This is a genomic window from Salimicrobium album (assembly GCF_900107115.1).
Taxonomy (GTDB): domain Bacteria; phylum Bacillota; class Bacilli; order Bacillales; family Halobacillaceae; genus Salimicrobium; species Salimicrobium album.
The window spans coordinates 198442-221889 of the sequence record NZ_FNOS01000004.1 but is presented as its reverse complement, the minus strand read 5'-3'; the positions used below and the strand labels follow the sequence as shown (position 1 = coordinate 221889).

The 23448-nt window shown below is 49.9% G+C and carries 25 protein-coding genes and 1 tRNA gene; 7 read left to right on the top strand and 19 right to left on the bottom strand.

Annotation, left to right across the window (positions count from 1 at the left end):
- Positions 1–112 precede the first annotated feature (112 nt).
- The 6 genes from BLU03_RS09065 to ytzI are packed head-to-tail and all read left to right on the top strand — an operon-like array spanning position 113 to position 5902.
- On the top strand, positions 113–859 hold the full coding sequence (locus BLU03_RS09065; RefSeq protein ID WP_093107321.1) for a DeoR/GlpR family DNA-binding transcription regulator: 747 nt from the start codon (positions 113–115) through the stop codon (positions 857–859).
- On the top strand, positions 856–1779 hold the full coding sequence (pfkB, locus tag BLU03_RS09060) for a 1-phosphofructokinase (RefSeq protein ID WP_076570929.1): 924 nt from the start codon (positions 856–858) through the stop codon (positions 1777–1779). Before BLU03_RS09065 ends, pfkB begins: the two co-directional genes overlap by 4 nt.
- Complete coding sequence (locus BLU03_RS09055) at positions 1776–3671, top strand: PTS fructose transporter subunit IIABC (RefSeq protein WP_093107319.1); 1896 nt, start codon at positions 1776–1778, stop codon at positions 3669–3671. The genes pfkB and BLU03_RS09055 overlap by 4 nt, the downstream gene beginning before the upstream one ends.
- Positions 3672–3723: 52 nt before the next feature.
- The gene (locus BLU03_RS09050) at positions 3724–3990 is read left to right on the top strand and encodes a phosphocarrier protein HPr (RefSeq protein ID WP_076570925.1); all 267 of its coding nucleotides are present in this window, start codon (positions 3724–3726) and stop codon (positions 3988–3990) included.
- A 4-nt stretch (positions 3991–3994) separates the two neighbouring features.
- On the top strand, positions 3995–5713 hold the full coding sequence (gene ptsP / locus BLU03_RS09045) for a phosphoenolpyruvate--protein phosphotransferase (protein WP_093107316.1): 1719 nt from the start codon (positions 3995–3997) through the stop codon (positions 5711–5713).
- Between the two features lie 36 nt (positions 5714–5749).
- A complete protein-coding gene (gene ytzI, locus BLU03_RS09040; RefSeq protein WP_008587145.1) occupies positions 5750–5902 on the top strand; it encodes a YtzI protein in 153 nt (50 codons plus the stop codon).
- A 62-nt stretch (positions 5903–5964) separates the two neighbouring features.
- Here ytzI and BLU03_RS09035 read toward each other — a convergent pair whose 3' ends face one another.
- The 10 genes from BLU03_RS09035 to BLU03_RS08990 form a co-directional block, all read right to left on the bottom strand.
- Positions 5965–6549, bottom strand: a complete 585-nt coding sequence (locus tag BLU03_RS09035) for a YdcF family protein (protein WP_076570923.1) — start codon at positions 6547–6549, stop codon at positions 5965–5967.
- Positions 6550–6713: 164 nt separating this feature from the next.
- Entirely contained in the window at positions 6714–8000 is a 1287-nt protein-coding gene (gene eno, locus BLU03_RS09030) for a phosphopyruvate hydratase (protein WP_093107314.1), read from the bottom strand.
- A gap of 31 nt (positions 8001–8031) precedes the next feature.
- Positions 8032–9570: a 2,3-bisphosphoglycerate-independent phosphoglycerate mutase gene (gpmI, locus tag BLU03_RS09025; protein WP_093107312.1), complete on the bottom strand. Its 1539-nt coding sequence runs from the start codon at positions 9568–9570 to the stop codon at positions 8032–8034.
- Entirely contained in the window at positions 9563–10324 is a 762-nt protein-coding gene (tpiA, locus tag BLU03_RS09020; protein WP_093107310.1) for a triose-phosphate isomerase, read from the bottom strand. The genes gpmI and tpiA overlap by 8 nt, the downstream gene beginning before the upstream one ends.
- 18 nt (positions 10325–10342) lie before the next feature.
- Positions 10343–11524, bottom strand: a complete 1182-nt coding sequence (locus tag BLU03_RS09015; RefSeq protein ID WP_076570915.1) for a phosphoglycerate kinase — start codon at positions 11522–11524, stop codon at positions 10343–10345.
- A 135-nt stretch (positions 11525–11659) separates the two neighbouring features.
- Positions 11660–12667 carry a type I glyceraldehyde-3-phosphate dehydrogenase gene (gene gap / locus BLU03_RS09010; protein ID WP_093107308.1) on the bottom strand — a complete coding sequence of 336 codons (1008 nt, stop codon included), beginning with the start codon at positions 12665–12667 and terminating at the stop codon, positions 11660–11662.
- A 35-nt stretch (positions 12668–12702) separates the two neighbouring features.
- Positions 12703–13731: a sugar-binding transcriptional regulator gene (locus BLU03_RS09005; RefSeq protein ID WP_093107306.1), complete on the bottom strand. Its 1029-nt coding sequence runs from the start codon at positions 13729–13731 to the stop codon at positions 12703–12705.
- A 132-nt stretch (positions 13732–13863) separates the two neighbouring features.
- Positions 13864–14103 (bottom strand): glutaredoxin family protein, encoded by a 240-nt coding sequence (locus BLU03_RS09000; protein WP_159435674.1) that lies wholly within the window; start codon positions 14101–14103, stop codon positions 13864–13866.
- 69 nt (positions 14104–14172) lie between these two features.
- Positions 14173–14397 carry a hypothetical protein gene (locus BLU03_RS08995; protein ID WP_093107304.1) on the bottom strand — a complete coding sequence of 75 codons (225 nt, stop codon included), beginning with the start codon at positions 14395–14397 and terminating at the stop codon, positions 14173–14175.
- Positions 14398–14569: 172 nt separating this feature from the next.
- Positions 14570–14643: transfer RNA gene (locus BLU03_RS08990), tRNA-Arg, on the bottom strand.
- A 189-nt stretch (positions 14644–14832) separates the two neighbouring features.
- Between BLU03_RS08990 and clpP the strand changes: the two genes are divergently transcribed.
- Positions 14833–15411, top strand: a complete 579-nt coding sequence (gene clpP, locus BLU03_RS08985) for an ATP-dependent Clp endopeptidase proteolytic subunit ClpP (RefSeq protein ID WP_008587122.1) — start codon at positions 14833–14835, stop codon at positions 15409–15411.
- A 429-nt stretch (positions 15412–15840) separates the two neighbouring features.
- Here clpP and BLU03_RS08975 read toward each other — a convergent pair whose 3' ends face one another.
- From BLU03_RS08975 to hisA, 9 genes are all read right to left on the bottom strand, one after another.
- Complete coding sequence (locus BLU03_RS08975; protein ID WP_008587120.1) at positions 15841–16095, bottom strand: HPr family phosphocarrier protein; 255 nt, start codon at positions 16093–16095, stop codon at positions 15841–15843.
- A 123-nt stretch (positions 16096–16218) separates the two neighbouring features.
- Positions 16219–17178: a DNA-binding protein WhiA gene (whiA, locus tag BLU03_RS08970; protein ID WP_093107300.1), complete on the bottom strand. Its 960-nt coding sequence runs from the start codon at positions 17176–17178 to the stop codon at positions 16219–16221.
- A gap of 15 nt (positions 17179–17193) precedes the next feature.
- Positions 17194–18159 carry a gluconeogenesis factor YvcK family protein gene (locus BLU03_RS08965; RefSeq protein WP_093107298.1) on the bottom strand — a complete coding sequence of 322 codons (966 nt, stop codon included), beginning with the start codon at positions 18157–18159 and terminating at the stop codon, positions 17194–17196.
- Positions 18159–19046: an RNase adapter RapZ gene (gene rapZ, locus BLU03_RS08960; RefSeq protein WP_093107296.1), complete on the bottom strand. Its 888-nt coding sequence runs from the start codon at positions 19044–19046 to the stop codon at positions 18159–18161. Before rapZ ends, BLU03_RS08965 begins: the two co-directional genes overlap by 1 nt.
- 167 nt (positions 19047–19213) lie before the next feature.
- Positions 19214–20167, bottom strand: a complete 954-nt coding sequence (trxB, locus tag BLU03_RS08955; protein ID WP_093107294.1) for a thioredoxin-disulfide reductase — start codon at positions 20165–20167, stop codon at positions 19214–19216.
- Between the two features lie 72 nt (positions 20168–20239).
- Positions 20240–21238, bottom strand: coding sequence for a tetratricopeptide repeat protein (locus BLU03_RS08950; RefSeq protein ID WP_093107292.1), 999 nt, complete (start codon positions 21236–21238; stop codon positions 20240–20242).
- Positions 21239–21351: 113 nt separating this feature from the next.
- Complete coding sequence (hisIE, locus tag BLU03_RS08945; RefSeq protein ID WP_093107290.1) at positions 21352–21966, bottom strand: bifunctional phosphoribosyl-AMP cyclohydrolase/phosphoribosyl-ATP diphosphatase HisIE; 615 nt, start codon at positions 21964–21966, stop codon at positions 21352–21354.
- Complete coding sequence (hisF, locus tag BLU03_RS08940) at positions 21963–22721, bottom strand: imidazole glycerol phosphate synthase subunit HisF (protein ID WP_076570901.1); 759 nt, start codon at positions 22719–22721, stop codon at positions 21963–21965. The genes hisIE and hisF overlap by 4 nt, the downstream gene beginning before the upstream one ends.
- Positions 22721–23443, bottom strand: a complete 723-nt coding sequence (hisA, locus tag BLU03_RS08935) for a 1-(5-phosphoribosyl)-5-[(5-phosphoribosylamino)methylideneamino]imidazole-4-carboxamide isomerase (RefSeq protein WP_093107288.1) — start codon at positions 23441–23443, stop codon at positions 22721–22723. Before hisA ends, hisF begins: the two co-directional genes overlap by 1 nt.
- Positions 23444–23448: the final 5 nt, after the last annotated feature.

The following is a 23448-nucleotide window of genomic DNA, read 5'->3' as shown; positions in this document are numbered from 1 at the left end:
TTGAATGATATTTGAACATTTTTGAATGAAAATGCGCAAAAACGATTGTTTTTGATTGAATGTTGCAAACGCTTCCCTTATAATGAAGTCATTCACTAAAGGAGGAACGCTTATGCTTACTATGGAGAGGCATCAGCTCATCCTGTCCCTGCTGGCGGAGAAGAAAACCGTCCGTCTCCAGGAACTGAGTGACCGGACAAACGCCTCCGACTCCACGATACGACGAGATCTGGACGCCCTGGAGCAACAGGGCGCTTTAAAGCGGGTGCATGGAGGCGCATCTTCTCTTTCAGCTTCCAGGGAAGAAGCGCCGATGAGTGAAAAAACCGCCCAGTATCACGAACAGAAAAAAATAATAGCTTCCCTTGCTGCGGGAACAATAAGCAAAAAAGAAACTATTTTTCTGGACGCCGGATCGACGACGACCCTGATGATCCCTTATCTGGACTCTTCTGTCACCGTCGTCACGAATGGTCCGGAGCACCTTCCCCATCTGGCGGAACGCGGCATAACCACCTACGTCATAGGAGGATTCGTCAAGCCGGGAACCAGGGCCATCGTCGGCGCCAATGCTGTAGAAAACCTGAAACAGTACCGGTTCGACCGCTGCTTTCTCGGAGTCAACGGGATTACGGAAGAAGACGGGCTCACGACACCCGATCCGGAAGAAGCAGCCATTAAGAAAAAAGTGCTCCATCAGTCTATGAACAGATACGTCCTTGCTGATCATTCCAAGTTCGGAGAAAGGACTTTCATAACTTTCGCCGGAGCGGAAGACGCCATACTGGTGACCGACTCTTCCGGACCTGTCGTGACGGCAATGCAGAATAACAAAGACATAGAGGTGATGCTTCCATGATTTACACACTGACACTCAACCCTTCCATCGACTACATTATGCACGTGGACAAATTACAGCCGGGCGGACTGACGCGTTCTACAGCAACGGCTTATTACCCCGGCGGAAAAGGAATCAACGTTTCCCGGGTGCTCTCGAATCTGTCCGTCCCCTCGACGGCGCTCGGCTTCATCGGAGGGTTCACCGGGGAGTTCATCAGAACCTCCCTCAAAGAAAAGGGAGTAAAAGAAGCTTTTATAGAAACAGACGAACCGACGAGAATCAACGTGAAACTGAAAGACGGAAGGGAATCGGAAATAAACGGCCCGGGACCTGAACTTTCGGACTCGCTCAAAGGGCGGCTGCTGGAACAGCTCCATACGCTCACCCCGGAGGACGTTCTACTAATTGCAGGCAGCGTCCCCTCTTCTCTCCCCGAGGATTTCTACCGGGAAATAGCGGAGAACCTGAAAGATAAAGGGGTACCGATGGCCGTGGATACCTCGGGACGCGCACTGAAAGACCTTTTATCCTATCATCCCTACCTTATCAAGCCGAACAGGCAGGAGCTTGAGGAACTGTTCGGGGAAACGATGGAAGATAATCGGACCGTCGCCCGCTACGCGGAAAAACTGGTGGAAGAAGGCTGCCGGAATGTTCTCATCTCCCTCGGCGGTGACGGAGCCGTATATGCGAATCATGAAGGTATCTGGTTCGCAGAAGCACCAGAAGGCCCGGTCGTCAACACTGTGGGAGCGGGTGATTCCATGGTTGCCGGATTCCTGGCTGCGAAAGAAGTTTATCTCACAGACGAAGAGGCTTTCAAAAAGAGCATAGCCTGCGGAAGTGCCACAGCGTTCGGAGAAGATTTGTGTACGAAAGAAGAAGCAGAAGCCCTGTACGATTCCATTCACATATATAAGGAAGGAGAGAGACGATGAAAATTACAGACCTTTTGAAAAAAGACACGATGCTGCTCTCAACAGACGCCTCCGATAAAAAAGGAATTCTGGACGAACTGACGGCGAAGCTTGAGACCGCCGGTCGTCTGAAAGACCGGGACAGATTCCGCGAAGCTATTCAGGCGAGAGAAGACCAGAGTACAACAGGAGTGGGAGACGGGATCGCCATCCCCCACGCAAAGTCAGAAGCCGTAAAGACACCGGCCATCGCTTTCGCCCGTTCCCGCGAAGGAATCGAATACGAATCACTCGACAGGCAGCCGGCTCACCTGTTCTTTATGATAGCAGCGACGGACAGTGCCGATAACACTCACCTGAATGCTCTATCACGTCTTTCTTCCTTTCTGATGGATACAAATTTCCGGGAAAACCTTATGAAAGCCGAATCCGAAGAGGAAGTCATGGAAATTATCAATACGAAGGAACGGGAAGAAGACGAAGAAGACGAAGAAGATGAAGAAGCGACGGAGACCTCCGGGAACCTGATTCTTGCCGTAACCGCCTGTCCGACAGGAATTGCCCATACGTACATGGCGGCAGATAAGCTGAAGGATACAGCCGGGCAGAGAAATATTCCGATCAAGGTACAGACGAACGGCTCAAGCGGAGTGAAGAACCGTCTTACTCCGGATGATATTGAACGTGCTGATGCCATTATCGTCGCGGCAGATACAAAAGTTGATATGAGCGGTTTTGACGGGAAACATGTCATCGAAGTACCGGTGGCAAAAGCTATCCACGAACCGGACAAACTGCTGGACCGGGCTCTTCAGAAGGATGCTCCTGTTCATCACTCCGACGGCAAAAAAGAAGACGGAGAAGATTCCAAAGGACGATCCGGCATTTACAAACATCTGATGAACGGTGTGTCCAACATGCTTCCTTTCGTCGTAGGCGGAGGTATTCTCATAGCTTTCTCCTTTTTCTTCGGTATCAACGCCGCAGACCCGGAAAGTGATCAGTACAATAGGCTTGCAGAAATGCTTGATACCGTCGGCGGTAACGCCTTCTTCTTCCTCGTCCCGATTCTCGCCGGCTTCATCGCATCAAGCATCGCCGACCGTCCCGGTTTCGCACCAGGGGTTGTCGGGGGTTATATAGCAGTGTCGTCCGGTGCTGCGGATGGCGGTTCCGGCTTCCTCGGCGGTCTGATCGCCGGTTTCCTGGCAGGTTACCTTACGCTCGGCATTAAAAAAAGCCTGGAAGGTCTTCCTGCCTGGCTGGACGGATTGAAGACGGTTCTGTTCTACCCGGTACTTGCCATTTTCGGTACAGGAATGATCATGCTTCTGATCAACCCGCCACTCACCAGTGTGTACACCGGTCTCTTAAGCTGGCTTGAGGGACTGAGCGGTGCCAACGTCGCCATACTCGGCATCATTGTAGGCGGTATGATGTCCGTTGATATGGGCGGACCCGTTAACAAAGCAGCGTATACGTTCGGCCTTGCCACTCTTGATGCCGGCAACTATTCGATTATTGCAGCAGCGATGGCCGGGGGTATGGTGCCTCCGCTCAGCCTGGCGCTTGCCAGCACATTTTTCAAAAATAAATTTACGAAAGAAGAGCGGGAGGCCGGCAAAACGGCCTACGCTCTCGGGGCCTGCTTCATCACGGAAGGCGCCATTCCTTTCGCAGCTGCGGACCCGGCCCGGGTGATTCCTTCGGCGGTCGTCGGATCAGCAGCGGCCGGAGCGCTCACCATGCTCTTCGGTATCGGTCTCACCGCTCCCCACGGAGGTATTTTCGTCATCGGTCTCGTCGAAGGAGGGTTCACCGAAGCAGCCCTTTACATCCTTGCCATCGCGGCCGGTTCGATAATTTCGGCAATTATGCTCGGATTCTTGAAAAAGGATGTACGAAAGGCTTAAAATAGTGTAGTTAGAACAAGTATATATTTTCACTTTTGAGGAGGAAACTATCATGGTAGAAAAAACATTCAAAGTCACATCCGCTGACGGTGTGCATGCACGTCCGGCGACAGTACTTGTACAGAACGCAGGGAAATACGAATCAGACATCAATCTTCACTATAAAGAGAAATCAGTGAACCTGAAGTCCATCATGGGAATCATGAGTCTCGGTATCCCGGCCGGAGCAGAAATCAAAATTACAGCAGAAGGTGACGATGAGCAGGAAGCAGTCGATCATCTGACGCAGACTATGCAAAATGAAGGCTTGGGGGAGTAACGAAATGACACAACTTCAGGGTATAGCAGCTTCCGGCGGTATTGCGATTGCAAAAGCATACCGTCTGGAGGCGCCTGACCTATCCTATGACAAAACGACGGTGGATGAGCCTGCCGAAGAAATCACACGTCTCCACGACGCTCTGGAGGTTTCCAAGTCGGAACTGGAAAAAATTAAAGAACACACGAGGAAGTCCCTCGGAGATGAACACGCAGAAATCTTCTCCGCTCACCTTCTCGTACTCAGCGACCCTGAAATGATCCAGCCCATGGAAGATAAAATCAGAACGGAAAGCGTCAATGCGGAAGCGGCTCTCGATGAAACGGCCAATATGTTCATCGACATGTTCAAAAACATGGACAACGAATACATGAAAGAACGTGCTGCGGACATCCATGACGTTACTAAGCGCGTGCTCGCCCACCTTCTGGACGCCGAGTTTCCGGACCCTGCTCTTATCGATGAGCAGGTCGTCATTGTGGCAGAAGATCTTACACCTTCCGATACCGCTCAACTGAACAAAGAGTTCGTCCAGGGCTTCACTACCGATATCGGGGGCCGCACGTCCCACTCGGCCATTATGGCGAGATCTCTCGAAATTCCGGCAGTCGTCGGTACGAAAGAGATTACGAAACAGGCGGACAAAGGTGTGACTGTCATTGTAGATGGCCTGAGCGGTGACGTAATCGTCGACCCTACTGATGAGCAGATCGAATCGTACAAACAGAAGCGTTCGGAATTTGAAGAGAAAAAACAGGAGTGGGCAAAACTGAAAGATGAGACCACCGTCTCAAGCGATAACGAGCACGTGGAACTGGCTGCCAATATCGGTACGCCGGATGATGTTTCGGGTGTCCTTGAAAACGGAGGCGAAGGAATCGGACTGTACCGGACCGAGTTCCTCTACATGGGCAAAAATCAGCTTCCGACAGAAGATGAGCAGTTTGATGCTTACAGTTCCGTACTGAAGCAGATGGAAGACAAGCCTGTCGTAGTGCGTACACTCGACATCGGGGGAGATAAAGAGCTCGACTACCTCGACCTTCCTGATGAAATGAACCCGTTCCTCGGCTTCCGTGCTATCCGGCTCTGCCTTGAGCGTGACGACATTTTCCGTACTCAGCTCCGGGCACTGCTGCGGGCGAGCGTACACGGAAACCTGAAGATCATGTTCCCGATGATTGCAACGCTCGACGAATTCCGCGAGGCGAAAGCTATTCTGACCGAAGAGAAAGAATACCTCATCCGGGAAGGGAAAGAAGTTGCGGACAACATTGAGGTCGGTATCATGGTGGAAATCCCTGCGACAGCCGTAATGGCCAAGCAGTTCGCCAAAGAGGTCGACTTTTTCAGTATCGGTACGAATGACCTTATTCAGTACACGATGGCTGCCGACCGGATGAATGAGCGCGTTTCCTACCTGTATCAGCCTTATAACCCGGCTATCCTCAATCTCGTAAACAACGTCATTGAAGCTGCCCACGCAGAAGGAAAATGGGCCGGCATGTGCGGTGAGATGGCAGGGGATGAAATCGCCATTCCGATTCTTCTCGGTCTTGGACTTGATGAATTCAGCATGAGTTCCTCTTCCATCCTTCCGGCAAGAACTCAAATCCTCGGGCTTTCCAAAGCGGAAATGAGTTCTTTCAAAGACGAACTTCTATCCATGAATACGTCTGAAGACGTGGTCGCTTTCGTGAAAGAGAAAGCAGGTCTTGAATAGGCTGTTTTCGGAAGAAGAAGTAAAGGAGGACTGTTGATGACCTTCACAATCGTAATGCTGGTATCAATTGCTATCATCGTCGGTGTGGCCGCAGCGTTCGGCACGGTCATTTCCAAAGGATATGACTACAAACACACGATTGATGCTCATCCGGAACAGGATGGAGATTCTTCTTCACAAAAAAACTGAACCCTTACAGGTTCAGCTGAAGCTGCCGGGAATTCCGGCAGCTTTATTTTATTGTCTCCGGCTCATGCAGGGGTCACCCAGCTGCCGACTTCATACCACATATAGTGGAGCCATTCCTCGAAAAAGAATGGAAGCTTCGTCTCCAGTGATTGATACGCGGAATATTCCGTCGGCACCCCCTCAGCGTCGATTCCCATATCCGTTGCCATAGCCGTAGCTCGTTTTAAGTGGAACCGGTCACTGACTAGATAAAAGCTGCCAATCGATTTCTCCTCAAGAAGTTTCTTTGATTCAGAGAGATTCTCTTTCGTCTCAAGTGAACTTTCTTCCAGTAATATATCTTCCTCCGGAACTCCTGCTTCCATAGCACTCCCTTTGCCTACTTCCGCTTCGGAAAATTCCGCTTTTTCGCTCTTACCCCCGGTAAAAATCAGATAATCTACCTTCCCTTCCTCGTACAGCTCGATTGCTTCACGGATCCTTCCTTCAAACACCGGACTCGGTTTTCCGCCCCACTGCGCCGCTCCAAGGACGATGGCTGCATCTACCTTTTTCTCTCCTTCTACACCGTATGTCCACACCTGCCAGGCGCTGACAGCTGCAAACACGAGGGCTATCATTATTAACAATTGGATGATTCTTTTCATAGTTTTTCTCCTTCGCTGTACGTTCGTCCTCTCATAATACTACGTGGGGAGGTAATTGCAAAAGATAAAGATACTTCCGCAGAAGAAAGCTAAAAATAAAACCTCCGGGGTGCACACCCCGAAGGCCTTCAGACTCCCAAAAACCGGGAGCCGGTCATTCCGTATTATTTATTCAGGTTGTAGAAAGCTGTCTTTCCTGCATATTTGGCTGTATCAAGCAGCTGATCCTCGATGCGCAGAAGCTGGTTGTACTTCGCAACGCGGTCCGTACGGGACGGTGCCCCTGTTTTAATCTGACCGGCGTTTGTGGCAACTGCGATATCAGCGATCGTTGCATCTTCCGTCTCTCCGGAACGGTGGGAGATGACTGCAGTATAGCCGGCACGTTTCGCCATTTCAATAGCGTCGAACGTTTCCGTCATCGTACCGATCTGGTTCACTTTGATAAGGATGGAGTTTCCTACACCCTGCTCGATGGCACGGGAGAGTTTTTCTGTGTTGGTAACGAACAGATCATCCCCGACCAGCTGTACTTTGTCACCGATACGGTCCGTAAGCAGCTTCGTTCCTTCCCAATCGTTTTCGTCCAGGCCGTCTTCAATGGAAACGATCGGATATTTGCCGATCAGTTCTTCATACCAGTCGACCATTTCTTCAGAAGTCCGCGTTACGCCTTCCCCTTTCAGGCTGTACGTACCGTCTTCATAAATTTCGGAAGCCGCCACGTCCATAGCAAGCTGCACTTCTTCGTCCGGCTTATATCCTGCCTCTTCGATCGCTTCGATGATCGTGGAGAGGGCTTCTTCGTTGGATTTCAGGTTCGGAGCGAATCCGCCTTCGTCCCCGACGCCAGTATTATACCCTTTGTTCTTAAGAACTTTCTTAAGCGCGTGGAAAATTTCAGCACCCATGCGGAGACCTTCCTTGAATGTAGGAGCACCTACAGGCATGATCATGAATTCCTGGATGTCTACGTTGTTGTCCGCATGCTCTCCACCGTTAAGAATGTTCATCATCGGTGTCGGAAGCGTGTGAGCGAAGAATCCGCCGAGATACTTGTACAACGGCAGTTCGGAATACTCTGCGCCTGCCCGGGCGACTGCCATGGAAACACCCAGGATGGCGTTTGCACCCAGATTCCCTTTGTTGTCGGATCCGTCGATTTCTCTCATAAGGTTATCGATGATAACCTGCTGGGTTACGTCGATGCCGAGCAGCTTCGGAGCTATCTTTTCGTTTACGTTTTCAACGGCGTTCTGAACGCCTTTGCCGAGGTAACGGTTTTTATCGCCGTCACGTAGTTCTACTGCTTCATATTCTCCGGTGGAAGCGCCACTTGGAACAAGAGCTGTGCCGAACGCTCCGGATTCCGTGTACACTTCCACTTCCACTGTCGGGTTCCCGCGGGAATCCAGTACTTCGCGTGCATAAACATCAGTAATATATGGCATGAAAATCTCTCCTTCAGTCATTGTAGTTTAGTTATTTCTTAATGATCGAGTTTCCGGTCATATCTTCCGGTTTTTCGACATTCAGCAGATCGAGAAGAGTCGGGGCAAGGTCGCCGAGAATTCCGTCTTCTGTAAGCTCTGCTCCTTCTTTCGTTACGATGACCGGTACCGGGTTTTTCGTATGGGCGGTCATCGGGTCCCCTTCGGTCGTCGTCACTTCATCAGAGTTCCCGTGATCGGCAGTGATGATGGCCGATCCGCCTTTATCGATGATTTTATCGACAATTTTACCGAGACACTCGTCCACCGCTTCTATCGCTTTCACCGTCGGTTCGAGCTTACCGGAGTGACCGACCATGTCCGGGTTGGCGAAGTTAAGAATGATTGCATTGTGTTTCTCTTCATCCAGGTCCTTAAGCAACGCGTCCGTCACTTCATAGGCGCTCATTTCCGGTTTCATGTCATATGTCGCTACATCCGGGGAATTGATGAGAATCCGGTCTTCCCCTTCGAACTTCTCTTCACGGCCTCCGCTCATAAAGAATGTGACGTGAGGATACTTTTCCGTTTCGGCGATGCGCAGCTGAGTCATATTATTCTTCTCAAGAACTTCACCGATTGTATTTTTCAATTCGTTAGGCGGGAAGATAACTTTATCTGTGTCCACCGTTTCACTATACTCCGTCATCGAAACGAAATAGACGTCTTTCGGTGCATCACCGCGGTCGAAGTATTCGAAATCGTCGTTCGCAAAAGCCTGGGACAGCTGGATCGCACGGTCCGGACGGAAGTTCGCATATACAATGGAATCTTCGCTTTCCACTTGAGCAATCGGCGTACCGTTCTCATCCGTCATTACGATTGGCAGCACGAATTCATCGTGTATATCCTCTTCGTAGGACTTTTCCACTGCTTCGATGGTATCTGCAGCCTGTTTTCCTTCACCGTGTGCTATTGCGTCATAAGCTTTTTTCACACGGTCCCAGCGTTTATCCCGGTCCATTGCGTAATAGCGTCCGGAGACCGTAGCTATTTTTCCTGTACCGAGCTCTTTCAGGTTTTCTTCTGTATCCTTCAGGTATTTCTTCGCGGACTGGGGACCGACGTCACGGCCGTCCAGGAAAGCATGAAGATATACGTCTTCAAGTCCTTCCTTTGCCGCAAGTTCGATAACGGCCATAATATGACTGTTATGACTGTGGATACCGCCGTCCGAGAGAAGTCCGAACACGTGCAGCGATTTATCGTTGTCCTTGGCATGACGGACAGCTCCGAGAAGCGTTTCATTCTCAAAGAAGTCCCCTTCCCTTATCGCCATGTTTATACGGGTCAGACTCTGATAAACCACTCTCCCGGCTCCGATGTTCAAATGTCCCACTTCCGAGTTCCCCATCTGTCCTTCCGGAAGACCGACCGCTTCTCCGCAGGCGGTCAGCTGAGAATGAGGGAAGCGGCTCCAGTAACGGTCGAAATTCGGGGTATTCGCCGCTTTTACGGCGTTTCCGTATTCCTCGTCACGCAGTCCGTAACCATCCAGAATGATCAGTGCTGCTAAAGGCTGTTTACTCATGTTTACCTGCCTCCACAAGTTTCAGGAAGGAATCGGCTTCAAGACTTGCGCCTCCTACAAGAGCTCCGTCAATATCCGACTGAGAAAGCAGTTCATCCACGTTTGCAGGCTTTACACTTCCTCCGTACTGGATGCGGACTGCTTCTGCAGCTTCGTCACCGGAGAGCTTGCCGACTACTTTACGGATATGAGTGCACACTTCATTCGCCTGCTCGCTCGATGCAGTACGGCCGGTACCGATGGCCCAGATAGGTTCATAAGCGATGATCAGCTGTTTCACCTGGTCATCTGTAAGCCCTTCGACAGCTTTCGTAATCTGACTCTCGATATGGTTCATCGTCTCATCCGATTCACGCTGTTCGAGAGACTCTCCTACACAGACGATCGGAGTGAGGTCATGGTCGAAAGCCGCATGGACTTTTTTGTTCACCGTTTCATCTGTTTCACCGAAAACGTCACGACGTTCCGAGTGTCCGAGCACGACGTACGTTACTCCGAGTTCTTTCAGCATTACCGGGCTGACTTCCCCTGTGAATGCACCGTTTTCCTCAAAGTACATGTTCTGTGCACCTATTTCGACATCCGAGTCTTTCGTCTCTTCCACAAGTTTCTGAAGAAAAGGGAACGGTGCACAAACGACGGACTCCACGTTTTCCTTCGAAGGCACTTTTCCTTTGACTTCATTAATGAAAGATTCCGCTTCTTTGTGCGTTTTGTTCATTTTCCAGTTTCCTGCGATTACCTGCTTACGCATATTCATCACCTCTTCAGATTATTTATCGTTCAGAACCGTTACTCCCGGAAGTTCTTTCCCTTCCATGAATTCAAGAGAAGCGCCTCCGCCTGTGGACACGTGATCCATATCACTGGCATAGCCGAACGTTTCGACTGCCGCTGCGGAATCTCCGCCGCCGATCACTGTATATCCTTCTGTGCCGGCAAGGGCTTCTGCAACAGCTTTTGTACCGCCGGCGAACGTATCCATTTCAAAAACGCCCATCGGCCCGTTCCAGATAATGAGTTTCGAATCCTTGACGAGACCTGCATAGTTTTCCCGGGTTTTCGGCCCGATATCGAGAGCTTCCCAATCTTCCGGAATTTCTTCGATACTTACTTCTTTCGTATTCGCATCCTCACTGAAATCATCCGCAACGATGACGTCTTCGGGCATAACGAAATTCACATTATTCTCTTTCGCTTTCTCCATGTACTGTTTGGCAAGATCGATTTTATCTTCCTCGAGAAGCGACTTGCCGACTTCATATCCCTGTGCCTTCACGAACGTGTAGGCGAGTCCGCCTCCGATGATGAGGTTATCGACTTTGTCGAGAAGGTTATCGATGACACCGATCTTATCTTTAACTTTAGCACCACCGATAATAGCTGTAAACGGACGTTCCGGGTCGGCGAGGGCATTCCCGAGCACTTCCAGTTCCTTCTGCATGAGGAAACCGGCTACTGCCGGGATGTACTCGGCCACCCCTGCTGTCGACGCATGGGCACGGTGAGCCGCTCCGAAAGCATCATTGACGTAAAGGTCAGCCATGTCGGCGAAATGCCTGGCAAGTTCCGGGTCGTTCTTCTCCTCCCCGGGGTCAAACCGCACGTTCTCAAGCAGAAGGACTTTTCCACGCTCCATTTCGGAAATCGCTTTTGTCACTTCCTGACCGTACACTTCATCCGACTTCAATACTTCCGCACCAAGCAGATCACTGAGACGCTCCGCTACCGGATCCAGCCTCAACTCATCATGGGCTTCTCCTTTCGGCCGTCCCAGGTGGCTTGCCAGAATAACTTTCGCACCGTTGCCTGTGAGATGCTGGATTGTCGGCAGGGCCGCTTTGATTCTCGTATCATCCGTCACTTCTTTGTCCTTCATGGGCACGTTGAAGTCCACACGGCAGAAAACCGTCTTACCATCCACTTCTATATCGCTGATCGTCTGTTTATTCATCTTCCGAGAACCTCCTTTGATCTGTCTGGTATGTATATTTCCACTAAAGATATCAGTGGAAACACATTAATTTTTTCTTCAGCAAATGAAGAAAAGGAGGAGGATACAGGACCTCCTCCTTTTAGTGATTAAAGCTTAGATTCCTTGTTTTTTAAGGTAAGCAGCAAGGTCTACACAACGGCTGGAATAACCGAACTCGTTGTCGTACCAGGATACGACTTTCACCATGTTGCCTTCAAGGCTCAATGTGGAAAGGGCATCGATTACGGAAGAGTTCGTATTACCGTTATAGTCGGAAGATACAAGCGGCTCTTCACTGTACCCCATGATACCTTTAAGTTCGCCTTCAGAAGCTTCTTTAAGTGCATTGTTCACTTCATCTACAGTTACGTCTTTGTCAAGTTCCGCCACGAAGTCAACGATGGATACGTTTTGTGTCGGAACACGCATAGCCATACCGCTCAGCTTGCCTTCAAGTTCAGGAAGAACTTTTGTAACAGCCTGAGCTGCGCCTGTAGTTGTAGGAATGATGTTCTGAGCTGCGGCACGGGCACGACGATAGTCTTTGTGCGGCAGGTCAAGGATCTGCTGATCGTTCGTGTAAGAGTGAACTGTAGTCATCATACCGCGCTTAACTCCGAATTTGTCATGGAGTACTTTCGCATATGGGGCCAGGCAGTTCGTAGTGCAGGATGCATTGGAAATAACATGGTGGCTGTCCTGATCATAGTCACCTTCGTTGACACCCATAACTACTGTAAGGTCTTCACCTTTGGCAGGTGCGGAGATGATCACTTTCTTAGCTCCTGCATCAATGTGTTTCTTGGCATCATCGCGCTGTGTGAAGCGTCCGGTCGATTCGATGACCACTTCTACGCCCAGATCGTCCCAGCCGAGCTGAGCCGGATCTTTTTCGGATTTTACGATGATTTCTTTACCGCCTACTACAAGGTTCTCACCGTTGACTTCAACTTCTTCTTCAAGCGTACCGTGAACGGTATCATACTGAAGAAGGTGAGCCAGCATATTCGCATCTGTAAGGTCGTTTACAGCTACTACTTCCACTTCATCGTTTTTCAGTGCAGCACGGAATACGTTACGTCCGATACGTCCAAAACCGTTAATACCAACTTTTACTGTCATGCTGAATTCCTCCTTAGAATATTACATTTGATTATTTAAAGGGATGCATCCCTCATCAACTCTTTCGCGGCGCCTTCGTCGGTGATGAGAACGCTGCTCTTGCCGGGCTGGAAGTAAGAAGAGATGGCATCCGCTTTGGAACTGCCGCCTGCGACGGCAATCACCTCTCTGTCTCCTTCCAGGTCCTCGAGCTGAAGACCCACCGTTCTCACCTTATGCACTACTTCACCCGACTGGCTGAAGTAGTACCCGAACGCTTCCCCTACCGCCTGCCTTTCTTTGATTACGGCAAGCTGGTCATCGGGTGTCTTTCTCCGATTAGCCATCGTAAGTGCATCTCCGAGACCGTGGATGACGATGTCGGAAGAGCGGATGATACCGAGGACATCCTTGACGGAAGGTTCCTCGATAATGTTCAGATACGATTCTTCACTGATCGGATCCGGCACATAAAGCAGACGGTAGTTCCCCATCGCTTTTTTGGCCATTTCCACACAAATCGTATTCGCCTGATGTTCCACCCGTTCTCCGAGGCCTCCCCGCGCCGGAACGAAGAGCCAGTCTTCCATTCCGGCCGAAGGGGTCATTCTCGAAGCCACGGAGGCCATCGTCGTCCCCCCGGTCACTGCAAGCGTCTGACCGGGTCCCGCAATAGACTGCAGGTACGTGACACACGCTTTTCCCATTTCCTCTTTCACCCACTCGGACTCGTCGCTGTCGCCGGGTACGACGATGACAGACTCCAGTTTTAGCTTTTCCCTTAAACGGTCTTCTAAAACCTTCACCCCTGAAACTTCCCTCATGTAAGGGGCCATGTTCTCAAGCAGGGACTTACCTTCCCCGGTAAGCAACAGCCCCCGCGTAGTCACCTCCACCATTCCGCCGTTTTGCAGAAAGGTGACTTCGGAGCGTATGCTGCGCTCCTTGAGATTCAGGTTATCCGCAAGCGTCCTGCGTCCGATCGGTTCCATAAGTGAAACGTAATGGAGAAGCCGATATCTGTTCTGAATAATCTCCAGAACATCCGGATAAAGTTTCTTCTGTAATTCTATCCATTCTTTCATAAACATTGCTCCTTCAGTTTAAAAAGAAGATCGGGGCAATAACGTCCCACTACATCATTTTGTGTCCCGCTAGGAGCAAAAAAATATTTCCTTCACAAACTATACTACCAACTGCTGTTGAAAAGTGCAAGTTTAATACTTCTGCAAGCGCTCTCTTACAGCATTTTCGCTCAACTGCGGAAAAATGAGTTCCTCGCCATTCACATGTACGACCGGAATCTGGAGGGCGTACTTTTCATGAAGATCATCGTCCTCCTCTATATCCTTTTCCCGAAATTCAAAAGAATAATCATAAGCGAGCAGATCTATCCAGACTTTCACTTCTTCGCAAAGCGGACAGTTATTTCTTGAAAACAGAGTGATTTCGTTCATCTCCATCCCACCTTCACTTCCTCTTCATCTTACCACTGAAGGAAAAGTTTTTCACTTAAAAAGAAGCAGCTAGGAAGCATGCTTCTTTCCATCGTAATAACCGCTGTCTATTTTTCTTTCTTTCGATTGAAGGAACGTGATCAGTTCTTTTTCCACCGTCCATCCGGGAGCCCGTTCTATCAGTTCATGATTAAAAGAAATTCTGCTCTGTGTCTTCATATCGAACAGATGTATTCTCCGGCTCTCCATCAACTGTTCCGTCCATAAAATCGTAAAGCGGATAACTTTTGCCATAGCAGTACCTCCCTGGTCCAAAGCGATTCAGCCGGATGCCTGCACGACTTTTAAGTCGAACAGTTCCGGCTGTCTGACCTTTTCTGAATGAAGAACACCAATGATTTCACTGCTTATATTGTAACAAAAAAGCCCTCCAAATGATATTGGAGAGCTTTCCGGTATATACAAGTGCGCCCGAGAGGACTTGAACCCCCGACCTATAGAACCGGAATCTATCGCTCTATCCAGCTGAGCTACGGGCGCATATCGACACAAAAACCATTATAAAGGGTATGTCTTCAGAACGCAAGTCCTCTTCAAATGTTTATTTCATCCGGGTTAGGGAAACAATATTCGTGGACATGGAAGTAAATTGTTTGACCTTCATTGACCATAAAGGTATGATGAACATACAAAATCATTCATTGAGAATGTAATGAGGAGGAATACATTATGAATCTAGTACCAACAGTAATTGAACAGACGAACCGCGGGGAACGGGCTTATGATATTTATTCCCGGCTGTTAAAAGACCGGATTATCATGCTCGGCAGTCCGATCGATGATAACGTATCGAACTCGATCGTAGCCCAGCTTCTATTCCTGGCTGCGGACGATCCCGATAAAGACATCTCCCTGTACATCAACTCTCCGGGCGGTTCCATCACTGCCGGTATGGCTATCTTTGATACGATGCAGTTCATTAAACCGGACGTTTCCACTATCTGCACAGGTATGGCAGCTTCCATGGGTGCTTTCCTGCTTAACGCCGGTACGGAAGGCAAGCGCTACGCACTTCCGAACAGTGAAGTAATGATCCACCAGCCACTCGGCGGTACTCAGGGTCAGGCTTCCGACATCGAAATCCATGCCAACAGAATCATCAGAATGAGAGAGAAACTGAACAAGATTCTCTCCGAGCGTACCGGTCAGCCTTATGAAGTTATTCAGCGCGACACGGACCGTGACAACTTCATGGATGCTCACGAAGCAGTAGACTATGGTCTGATCGACAAAGTAATGGAGAACTAATTTCACTATTACAACTCTATATTGAAAAACACTTTAAAAGCGGGCAGTATGGATCTTTTCCATACCGCCCGCTTTTTTTATTTGGTGCACCTCTTTCCTTCCCTTCACTTGCTGCCGAGGGAGGTGAAGGTAATGATTATCACGTAATCGTGACGTTCAGCACGATTTTTCCCCTCCGAAGGTCACGAAAACCGCTTTTTCCTTCCTTTCGGAGAGAACGAAGCGGGCTGAAGGGCAGGATAATGAAACTCCCGGTGCCTGAAACCATGACCGGGCAGTACAGACTCTCTTCTCTGAATGCATAAAACACCAAAAAACCGGACGTCACGGACCGTCCGGTTTCATGTATGCTATTCAGTTTTGATACAGACTTCTTTTACCTCTCCCCCGCAGTCTTTTCTCTGTATGTATATTTTTTCAACTGTGCATTTATGCCTCTTTTACAAATTCCTCGAGCTTCGTCATGGCTTCTTCTTCATCATGGCCGTCCGTAACAAGCACTACTTCTTCGTCACCTGCGACAGCCAGACTCATCAGTCCCATTATACTTTTGGCATTTACCCGCTTTTCGTTCTTTTCAATGAAGACGTCCGAGCTGAAACGATTCGCCAGCTGGACGAACTGGGCGGCAGGTCTCGCCTGCAGTCCCGTGGATAATTCGACTTTCACCTTTTTTTCTATCACCGGTCATCCTCCTTCTTATAATCTATTTTGAAAGCGCATACAGTCTGTTCGAAAAAAACGTCCCCGGGGAAAGGGTGACGTTTCCAGTGGTTCTCATTATAGCACGAAAACCGTTTTAATACATCAGGTCCTCCCCGAAGTCCGGGAGACTTCCCCTCGTCTTACTTTTTCAGCGAATTCATCGATTTTTTTCAGACGGTGATTGATTCCGGATTTACTGATCTTGCCGCCCGGAACCAGTTCACCGAGTTCCTTGAGCGAGACGTCCTGATGCTCGAGACGCACCCGTGCCAGATCTCTCAGCTTCGGCGGCATCGCGTCAAGACCTACTGTTTTATTGATGAAACGGATATTTTCCACCTGACGGAAGGCAGCTCCGATCGTTTTGTTGAGGTTGGCCGTTTCACAATTGACGAGACGGTTCACCGAGTTTCTCATATCACGGACAATTCTTACGTCTTCAAACTTGAAAAGCGCCTGGTGAGCGCCAATATTACTGATAAATTCGGTAATTTTCTCCGCTTCCTTCAAATAAGTGATGAAACCGTTTCTCCTCTCGAGCGTACGGGCGTGAAGGTCGAACGTGTTCATCATTTTGCACAGTTCTTCGTTGTGATACTCATCCGACGAATTCATTTCCAGATGATAGGAAGACGTTTCAGGGTTATTGACGGACCCTCCGGCAAGGAAAGCCCCGCGCAGATAAGCCCTTTTTCCTTTCGTCGTACCGGAATACTTAGCGGGAATCTTTTTATTGACGAAAAGAGGTCCCTCCAGTATTTCCAGTTCCTTCAGTATTACTTCGGCATTCTCTTTCATCCGGACGATGTAGACGTTGTTTTTCTTCAGACGCATCTTCTTACGTACGAGCAGTTCGGCCGGGTAAGGAAACAGCTGCTTCATCAGCGTATAAATACGGCGGGCGATCGCTGCGTTTTCCGTCTGTACGTCCAGCAGATACTGTTTGTTTCTGAGCGAAAAAGTGCCGTTCATCCTTACAAGGGCTGCAAGTTCCGCTTCATTGGCTTCGAGGTCTTCTTTCATATTCGTAAGTTCTTTCTTTATTTCAGAGGCGAAGGACATCGTCATCCCTCCTTTCTAAACGCTGCGGTCGTTTATCATGTTGTACAGCAATTTGGACAGCTTCTCAGGGTCGTGACGGATCACCTGTTTTGTTCTGTCAATGATGTCTTCTTCGATAATCCTTATATTCATCGATCGCAGGCGGTCGAGGTCGTAGCTGACCGGCTGTGCGTTCTCTTTTGCGTAAAGTTCACGCATCTCGGAGCGGATCGGCTTATTGTGCACAATAATCGAATCCACCACGTCGTCCCCGATGTGATCATGGATCGCCTGCAGATGATCGGCGGCTGTGTAGTGGGAAGTCTCCCCTTCCTGGGTCATTACGTTACACACATACGTTACAGTCGCTTTTGTTTCGCGGAGCGCCTCTTTCACTTCGGGGATGATCAGATTCGGGAGTATACTTGTGTAAAGGCTTCCCGGCGAAATGACGATCAGTTCGGAATCCATGATAGCATCAATGGCTTCCGGCAGAGGTTCGGCCGGCGTCGGACTCAGGAACAGATGTTTGATCCGTTTGTTCGCCTCCGGTATCTTCGACTCCCCGGAAACGATCGTTCCATCATCCATTTCGGCATGGAGGTTCATCGAGTACTTGGATACGGGATAAATATTCCCTTTCACGTTAAGGACGCGGGAGAGCTGTTTGATACCATCATAAAAATCACCCGTCATATTAGTCAGTGCGACGAGAAGAAGATTCCCCATCGAGTGGCCGGACAGGCCGTTCCCATCAGGAAATCTGTGCTGGAAAAGATCGAGCAGAATCGGCTCCGCTTCCGATAAAGCGGCAATTACGTTCCTGATGTCCCCCGGAGCAGGGATTTCCATCTCCGAGCGTATCTTTCCGGAGCTTCCACCATCATCAGCGATTGTCACCAGAGCAGACAGAGAAATAGGCTGCTTTTTCAGGCCTCTGAGAAGAACGGGCATCCCCGTTCCTCCCCCGACGACGAGCACTTTGTTCTCCGGCTGTCCCATCAGGAAAGTTCCTTTCTCTTTTCGATGTCCCTGTGCGTCACTTTCGTAAGGAAATCCTCTCCGAAATGCTGAGCCAGAAATTCGGCAATTGCAACAGACCGGTGCTGTCCTCCCGTACATCCGATCGCCACGACAATCTGGGATTTCCCTTCTTTACGGTAGCGGGGAAGCATGAAAGCGAGCAGATCCTTCAGTTTATCGAGGAACTGTTTCGTTTCGGCCCATTTGAACACATACTGCACCACTTCATCGTCAAGGCCGGTTTTCGGCCGCATCGTTTCCACGTAATGGGGATTCGGAAGAAATCGCACGTCGAACATAAGATCCGCATCAATCGGTACACCATGTTTAAAACCGAAAGACACCATCTGTACGGAGAACACCTGCTGTTCTTTCTCTTTAAACGTCTGGAGTATATCTTCGCGCAGCGCCTTCGGTTTCAGGTCCGTCGTATTGAATATGGTCTGCGCTCTTCCTCTCAGCTCATCCAGCATTTCCCTTTCTTTTTTAATGCCTTCAAGCGGCAGTCCCTTCGGTTCGAGCGGATGGCTCCTTCTCGTTTCTTTATAACGCGACACCAGTTCCTGATCTTCGGCATCAAGGAAAAGTATATGATCCTCGACCCACTCTTCCTGGCTCAGAGCATCAAGCGACTCGATCAGCGAGTCGAAAAATTCTCTTCCGCGAAGGTCCATGACGAGAGCGACGTTCTGGATATTGTTACTCGGGTCCTTCATCAGTTCCAGAAATTTCGGAAGAAGAGCCGGAGGCAGGTTGTCCACACAGAAGTAGCCGAGATCTTCAAAACTCTGAACAGCCACCGTCTTTCCGGCACCTGACATACCGGTAATAATGACAAGTTTCGCTTTATATGCTTGCGGATCCATACTTTTCCCCCTTATCGGTACGTTGCTTTTCATTCTTCCTCATTATACTACGTTTTCGCAACTTGATACAAAAAAGCGCAGGTGATAAACACCTGCGCCATAAAGATATACCTTAAAAAAGAGGCGGCAGCCCGGCGGGAGAACCATCCCTCCCGACCGTGCGTTTCTCAGGAACCCACTTTTTCAAGTTCTTCCATCAGGTTCTCGATATAGTTTTGCGCAGACTGGGCGGCAATACTGCCATCTCCTGTAGCTGTCACAATCTGACGGAGCTCTTTATCACGGATATCCCCGGCAGCAAAAACACCCGGTACCTTCGTCTCCATTCTTTCATCCGTCTCGACGTACCCTTCCTCATTCGTAACACCGAGGTTAAGGAATGGAGTATTGAGCGGGATGAGACCGATATAGACGAATGTTCCGTCCGTTTTCATCTCGTACTCTCTTTCTTCATTCTTATCATAGAGAGTGACGCTGCCCACTTTACCGTTCACATCGTTGATGGAACTGACAGTCGTATCCCAGATAAAGTCGATTTTATCGTTGTCGAAAGCCCGGTCCTGAAGAATCTTCTGAGCCCGGAGTTCGTCACGACGGTGAATGATGGTAACTTTGCTGGCGAAGCGTGTAAGATAAACACCCTCCTCCACAGCAGAGTCGCCGCCGCCGACAACAACGATTTCCTTATCGCGGAAAAAGGCGCCGTCACATACGGCACAATAGGATACGCCGCGGCCTCCGAGCTCTTTTTCTCCGGAAACGCCGAGTTCTTTGTATTCGGCACCGGTAGCGAGAATGATAGAGCGCGCTTTATATTCTTTCTTTCCGGCTACTATCGTCTTGTACTCCTTGCCATCGATGATTTCTTTGATATCTCCGTAGGCGTATTCGGCACCGAATTTCTTCGCGTGGCCGAACATTTTATTGGATAGGTCCGGCCCGAGAATGCTTTCGTAGCCCGGATAGTTTTCTATATCTTCCGTATTCGCCATCTGACCGCCCGGAATTCCGCGTTCAATGATCAGTGTGCTCATGTTTGCCCGTGAAGTATAAACAGCCGATGTCAGTCCCGCCGGCCCTGCACCGATAATAATAACGTCATAAATGTTCTCCTCATTCATGGTTATTCACTCCTTTGTCTTTCAATCTTTCATCATCATAGTAAATTTGTCACAGTCCGTCTATTTATTTGCTTATCCGATGATCCACGGACCTTCCGTTTCCGTCAGGACAGGGAATCGGGCTCGTCCCTTCTTCCACAGTTCTTCCGCTTTATGAGGATCTCCGGTATGGAAAGAGGCGATGCTGTACCATTTCATGTACTGATACCGGTTTTTCACAGCTTTCTTACCGAGCTTCCGGAACCGTTCCGCCGCTTCCGTATATTCCCCAGCTCTCGTAAGAGCCGTCGCTACGGCCAGCTGCTGTTCCTCATGCATCGGGAAGACGTTTTTCAACTGGTGAATGTGGTGTTTCACGAGTTCGAACTGATTCATCTCCACGTAAAACGTTACCAGGTTGATATGACAATGGATATCCTCCGGCGACTCTTCGGCCCAGTCCCGTTCCATCTCCACCGCGGCTTCCTGTTTCCCGGTATGGAAAAGCGCGTAAGCATACTGATGCTTCGTCAGCGGAAAGGAAGGGAACAGTTCCATCATTTCATCGAGAAGCGCAAGGGCTTCCTGCCACTCGTGATGTTCAAGGTGGTAATGGACCGTTTCCTGGTAGACGAGAAGCTCGTCCTCTTCATCAAATTGAAATTCCTCGCGTTCTTCCGGTTCAAGCGAATCGATCATTTCCTTAAGCTGTTCCGCGGCTTCGCGGAACTCCCCGTCCTCGTCTTTCTTCATATACGTGTCGAGGTGCCTGCTGGCATCCTGAAAAAGCCCGAGATGAGCGTAGTTGTTCGCCATGAGATAATAACAGTCCGGATAGGCGTCCCCTTTATCGCGGAGGACGTCTGTCAACAGCTGGTTCGCTGCATGATAAGAACCAACTTCCGTATAGACGACGGAAAGTTGGCATTTATACAATGGTTCGTTTTCATTTATTTCTATCGCTTTCCGCAACCAGCGCACCGCCCGGTCGAAATACCGGTTCTGAAAAGCCTGTACTCCGTGGCTGAAATAAAAACTGCTGGTCGGGACAAAGGGAATGACTTTACTTTCTTCCTCTACCATCGTCGTCATAAATTGCCTCCTGTTTTTCGTTCCGTATCAAAAATACTACCAATTATGCAGTATATCATAAAACGGAGCGAGTGGTGAGAGGTTTTTTCATTTAAGACAAAAGGACGCGTGAATCAGTTACTGTGGCGCTCCTCGAGGACAGCAAGAACGTCATCCAGAGGGACGTTTCTGTCTGTCAGAAGCATCAATAGGTGGAAGAGCAGATCGGCCGATTCAAGAGCCAGTTCTTCGCGGTCATCATTCTTCGCGGCGATTATGACTTCCCCGGCTTCTTCCCCGATTTTCTTTGCAATCCGGTCGACTCCTTCCTGGAACAGTTTCGACGTATACGACCCTTCCGGAAGTTCCGCTTTTCTTTTAGCGAGAAGTTCTCCGAGTTCTGTCAGCATCCGGTAACGGTCCGATTCCTCCGTATGCAGAGCGTCCTTGAAGCAGCTGTAACTGCCGGTATGACAGGCCGGTCCTGCCGGTGTGACCTGCACGAGCACAGCGTCCTGGTCACAGTCATAAGTAATAGCTTCCACCTTCTGGGTATTCCCGGACGTTTCCCCTTTGTGCCACAGCTCCTGCCGCGACCGGCTGTAAAAAACCGTCTCTTTTCTCTGCAGCGTCTGTTTCAGTGCCTCTTCGTTCATATAGGCGAGTGTCAGCACTGTTTTGGAACGGGCATCCTGGACAATGGCCGGGACCAGCCCTTTTTCATCGAATACGACATCTTCTGTTTTCACCGTACTTCCACTCCTTTATTTCTCAGATAGTCTTTCACATTTTCAATCGACGTTTCTTTGTAATGGAAAATAGAGGCTGCAAGGGCGGCATCAGCGTCCACTTCCGTGAACACTTCATGGAAATGTTCTTTGTTTCCGGCGCCTCCGGAGGCTATAACAGGAATCGTCACTATGTCCTGAACGGCTTTCAGCATTGCAAGATCGAAGCCCGTCTTTTCACCGTCCTGGTCCATGGAGGTGAGAAGAATCTCTCCCGCTCCGAGACGCTCCGCTTCCTCGGCCCATGCCGTGACCGTCCGTTCAGTCCGGTGACGGCCGCCCGCAGTGTAGACGAACCATTCACGCTTTTCTTCATCCCAGTTTCCGTCAATGGCGACGACGATACACTGGGACCCGAAATAATCCGCACCTTCTCTTATGAGAGCCGGCCTTTTTACGGCCGCCGAGTTGACAGCTACTTTATCCGCCCCGTTCCGCAATGTTTCCCGCATATCTGCGATAGTCCGGATTCCGCCGCCGACGGTGAACGGAATGAGAAGTTCGGAGGCTACTTCCCTCACCACATTGATCATCGTTTTCTGTCCTTCGTGCGTTGCTGAAATATCGAGAAAAACGAGCTCGTCCGCGCCGGCTTCGTCATACATCTTCGCCAGTTCCACCGGATCACCCGCATCACGGATGTCGACGAACTGTATACCTTTTACGACTCTTCCCTCTTTGACATCGAGACAGGGGATGATGCGCTTTGCGAGCATTACACTTCCTCCTTCAGCGCTTCCGTAAGCGTGAAGCGTCCGGTATAAAGAGCCTTACCGATAATCGTACCGCTGATATTTTTGTGATGCTTCAGCTCCCGTATATCCGCAAGCCCCTGAATGCCGCCCGAGGCGATTACTTCGGCGCCCGTCTCTTTAGCGAGTGCCGCGATTTCCTCCGTATTCGGGCCGGAGAGCATGCCGTCACGCGCAATGTCTGTATAGATGAAAGTCGCAGCGCCCGCTTTCTGTAACTCCCGGCCAATGTCCGCCGCCCTGATCTCCGAGGTTTCAAGCCAGCCTTCCGTCGCGACGTACCCGTCTTTTGCATCAAGTCCGATGACGATGCGGGAGCCGTACGTACGGAGAAGTTCTTTCGTCAGCTCCGGATTTTTCACGGCAAGCGAGCCGATGATGACCCGGTCCACGCCGGCATCAAGATAAAAGGCTGCGTCTTCCATGGAACGGATACCGCCGCCGACCTGAATCCGGCTGTCCAGCTCTTCTGCTGCACGGATAACGTCCCGGGCATTTTTCCTCGATCCTTCTTTCGCGCCGTCCAGATCAACCATATGTATCCAGGAAGCCCCTTTTTCCGAAAAATCGCGGGCGACGTCGAACGGGCTGTCGCCATATATCGTTTCCCTGCTGAAATCTCCCTGCTCGAGACGTACGCATTTGCCGTTGCGCATATCAATCGCAGGATAAATGGTAAAACTCATATTTC

Coding starts and splice junctions, on each gene's coding strand:
- BLU03_RS09050 (WP_076570925.1), top strand. CDS start 3,724: ATGGTAGAAAAAACATTCAAAGTCACATCCGCTGACGGTGTGCATGCA.
- BLU03_RS09035 (WP_076570923.1), bottom strand. CDS start 6,549: ATGAAAAGAATCATCCAATTGTTAATAATGATAGCCCTCGTGTTTGCA.
- BLU03_RS09055 (WP_093107319.1), top strand. CDS start 1,776: ATGAAAATTACAGACCTTTTGAAAAAAGACACGATGCTGCTCTCAACA.
- ptsP (WP_093107316.1), top strand. CDS start 3,995: ATGACACAACTTCAGGGTATAGCAGCTTCCGGCGGTATTGCGATTGCA.
- BLU03_RS09015 (WP_076570915.1), bottom strand. CDS start 11,524: ATGAATAAACAGACGATCAGCGATATAGAAGTGGATGGTAAGACGGTT.
- hisA (WP_093107288.1), bottom strand. CDS start 23,443: ATGAGTTTTACCATTTATCCTGCGATTGATATGCGCAACGGCAAATGC.
- BLU03_RS09000 (WP_159435674.1), bottom strand. CDS start 14,103: ATGAACGAAATCACTCTGTTTTCAAGAAATAACTGTCCGCTTTGCGAA.
- BLU03_RS09065 (WP_093107321.1), top strand. CDS start 113: ATGCTTACTATGGAGAGGCATCAGCTCATCCTGTCCCTGCTGGCGGAG.
- tpiA (WP_093107310.1), bottom strand. CDS start 10,324: ATGCGTAAGCAGGTAATCGCAGGAAACTGGAAAATGAACAAAACGCAC.
- hisF (WP_076570901.1), bottom strand. CDS start 22,721: ATGCTCGCAAAGCGCATCATCCCCTGTCTCGATGTCAAAGAGGGAAGA.
- BLU03_RS09005 (WP_093107306.1), bottom strand. CDS start 13,731: ATGAAAGAATGGATAGAATTACAGAAGAAACTTTATCCGGATGTTCTG.
- rapZ (WP_093107296.1), bottom strand. CDS start 19,046: ATGGATCCGCAAGCATATAAAGCGAAACTTGTCATTATTACCGGTATG.
- pfkB (WP_076570929.1), top strand. CDS start 856: ATGATTTACACACTGACACTCAACCCTTCCATCGACTACATTATGCAC.
- gpmI (WP_093107312.1), bottom strand. CDS start 9,570: ATGAGTAAACAGCCTTTAGCAGCACTGATCATTCTGGATGGTTACGGA.
- ytzI (WP_008587145.1), top strand. CDS start 5,750: ATGACCTTCACAATCGTAATGCTGGTATCAATTGCTATCATCGTCGGT.
- clpP (WP_008587122.1), top strand. CDS start 14,833: ATGAATCTAGTACCAACAGTAATTGAACAGACGAACCGCGGGGAACGG.
- gap (WP_093107308.1), bottom strand. CDS start 12,667: ATGACAGTAAAAGTTGGTATTAACGGTTTTGGACGTATCGGACGTAAC.
- trxB (WP_093107294.1), bottom strand. CDS start 20,167: ATGAATGAGGAGAACATTTATGACGTTATTATTATCGGTGCAGGGCCG.
- whiA (WP_093107300.1), bottom strand. CDS start 17,178: ATGTCCTTCGCCTCTGAAATAAAGAAAGAACTTACGAATATGAAAGAA.
- BLU03_RS08950 (WP_093107292.1), bottom strand. CDS start 21,238: ATGACGACGATGGTAGAGGAAGAAAGTAAAGTCATTCCCTTTGTCCCG.
- eno (WP_093107314.1), bottom strand. CDS start 8,000: ATGCCATATATTACTGATGTTTATGCACGCGAAGTACTGGATTCCCGC.
- BLU03_RS08995 (WP_093107304.1), bottom strand. CDS start 14,397: ATGGCAAAAGTTATCCGCTTTACGATTTTATGGACGGAACAGTTGATG.
- BLU03_RS08965 (WP_093107298.1), bottom strand. CDS start 18,159: ATGGGACAGCCGGAGAACAAAGTGCTCGTCGTCGGGGGAGGAACGGGG.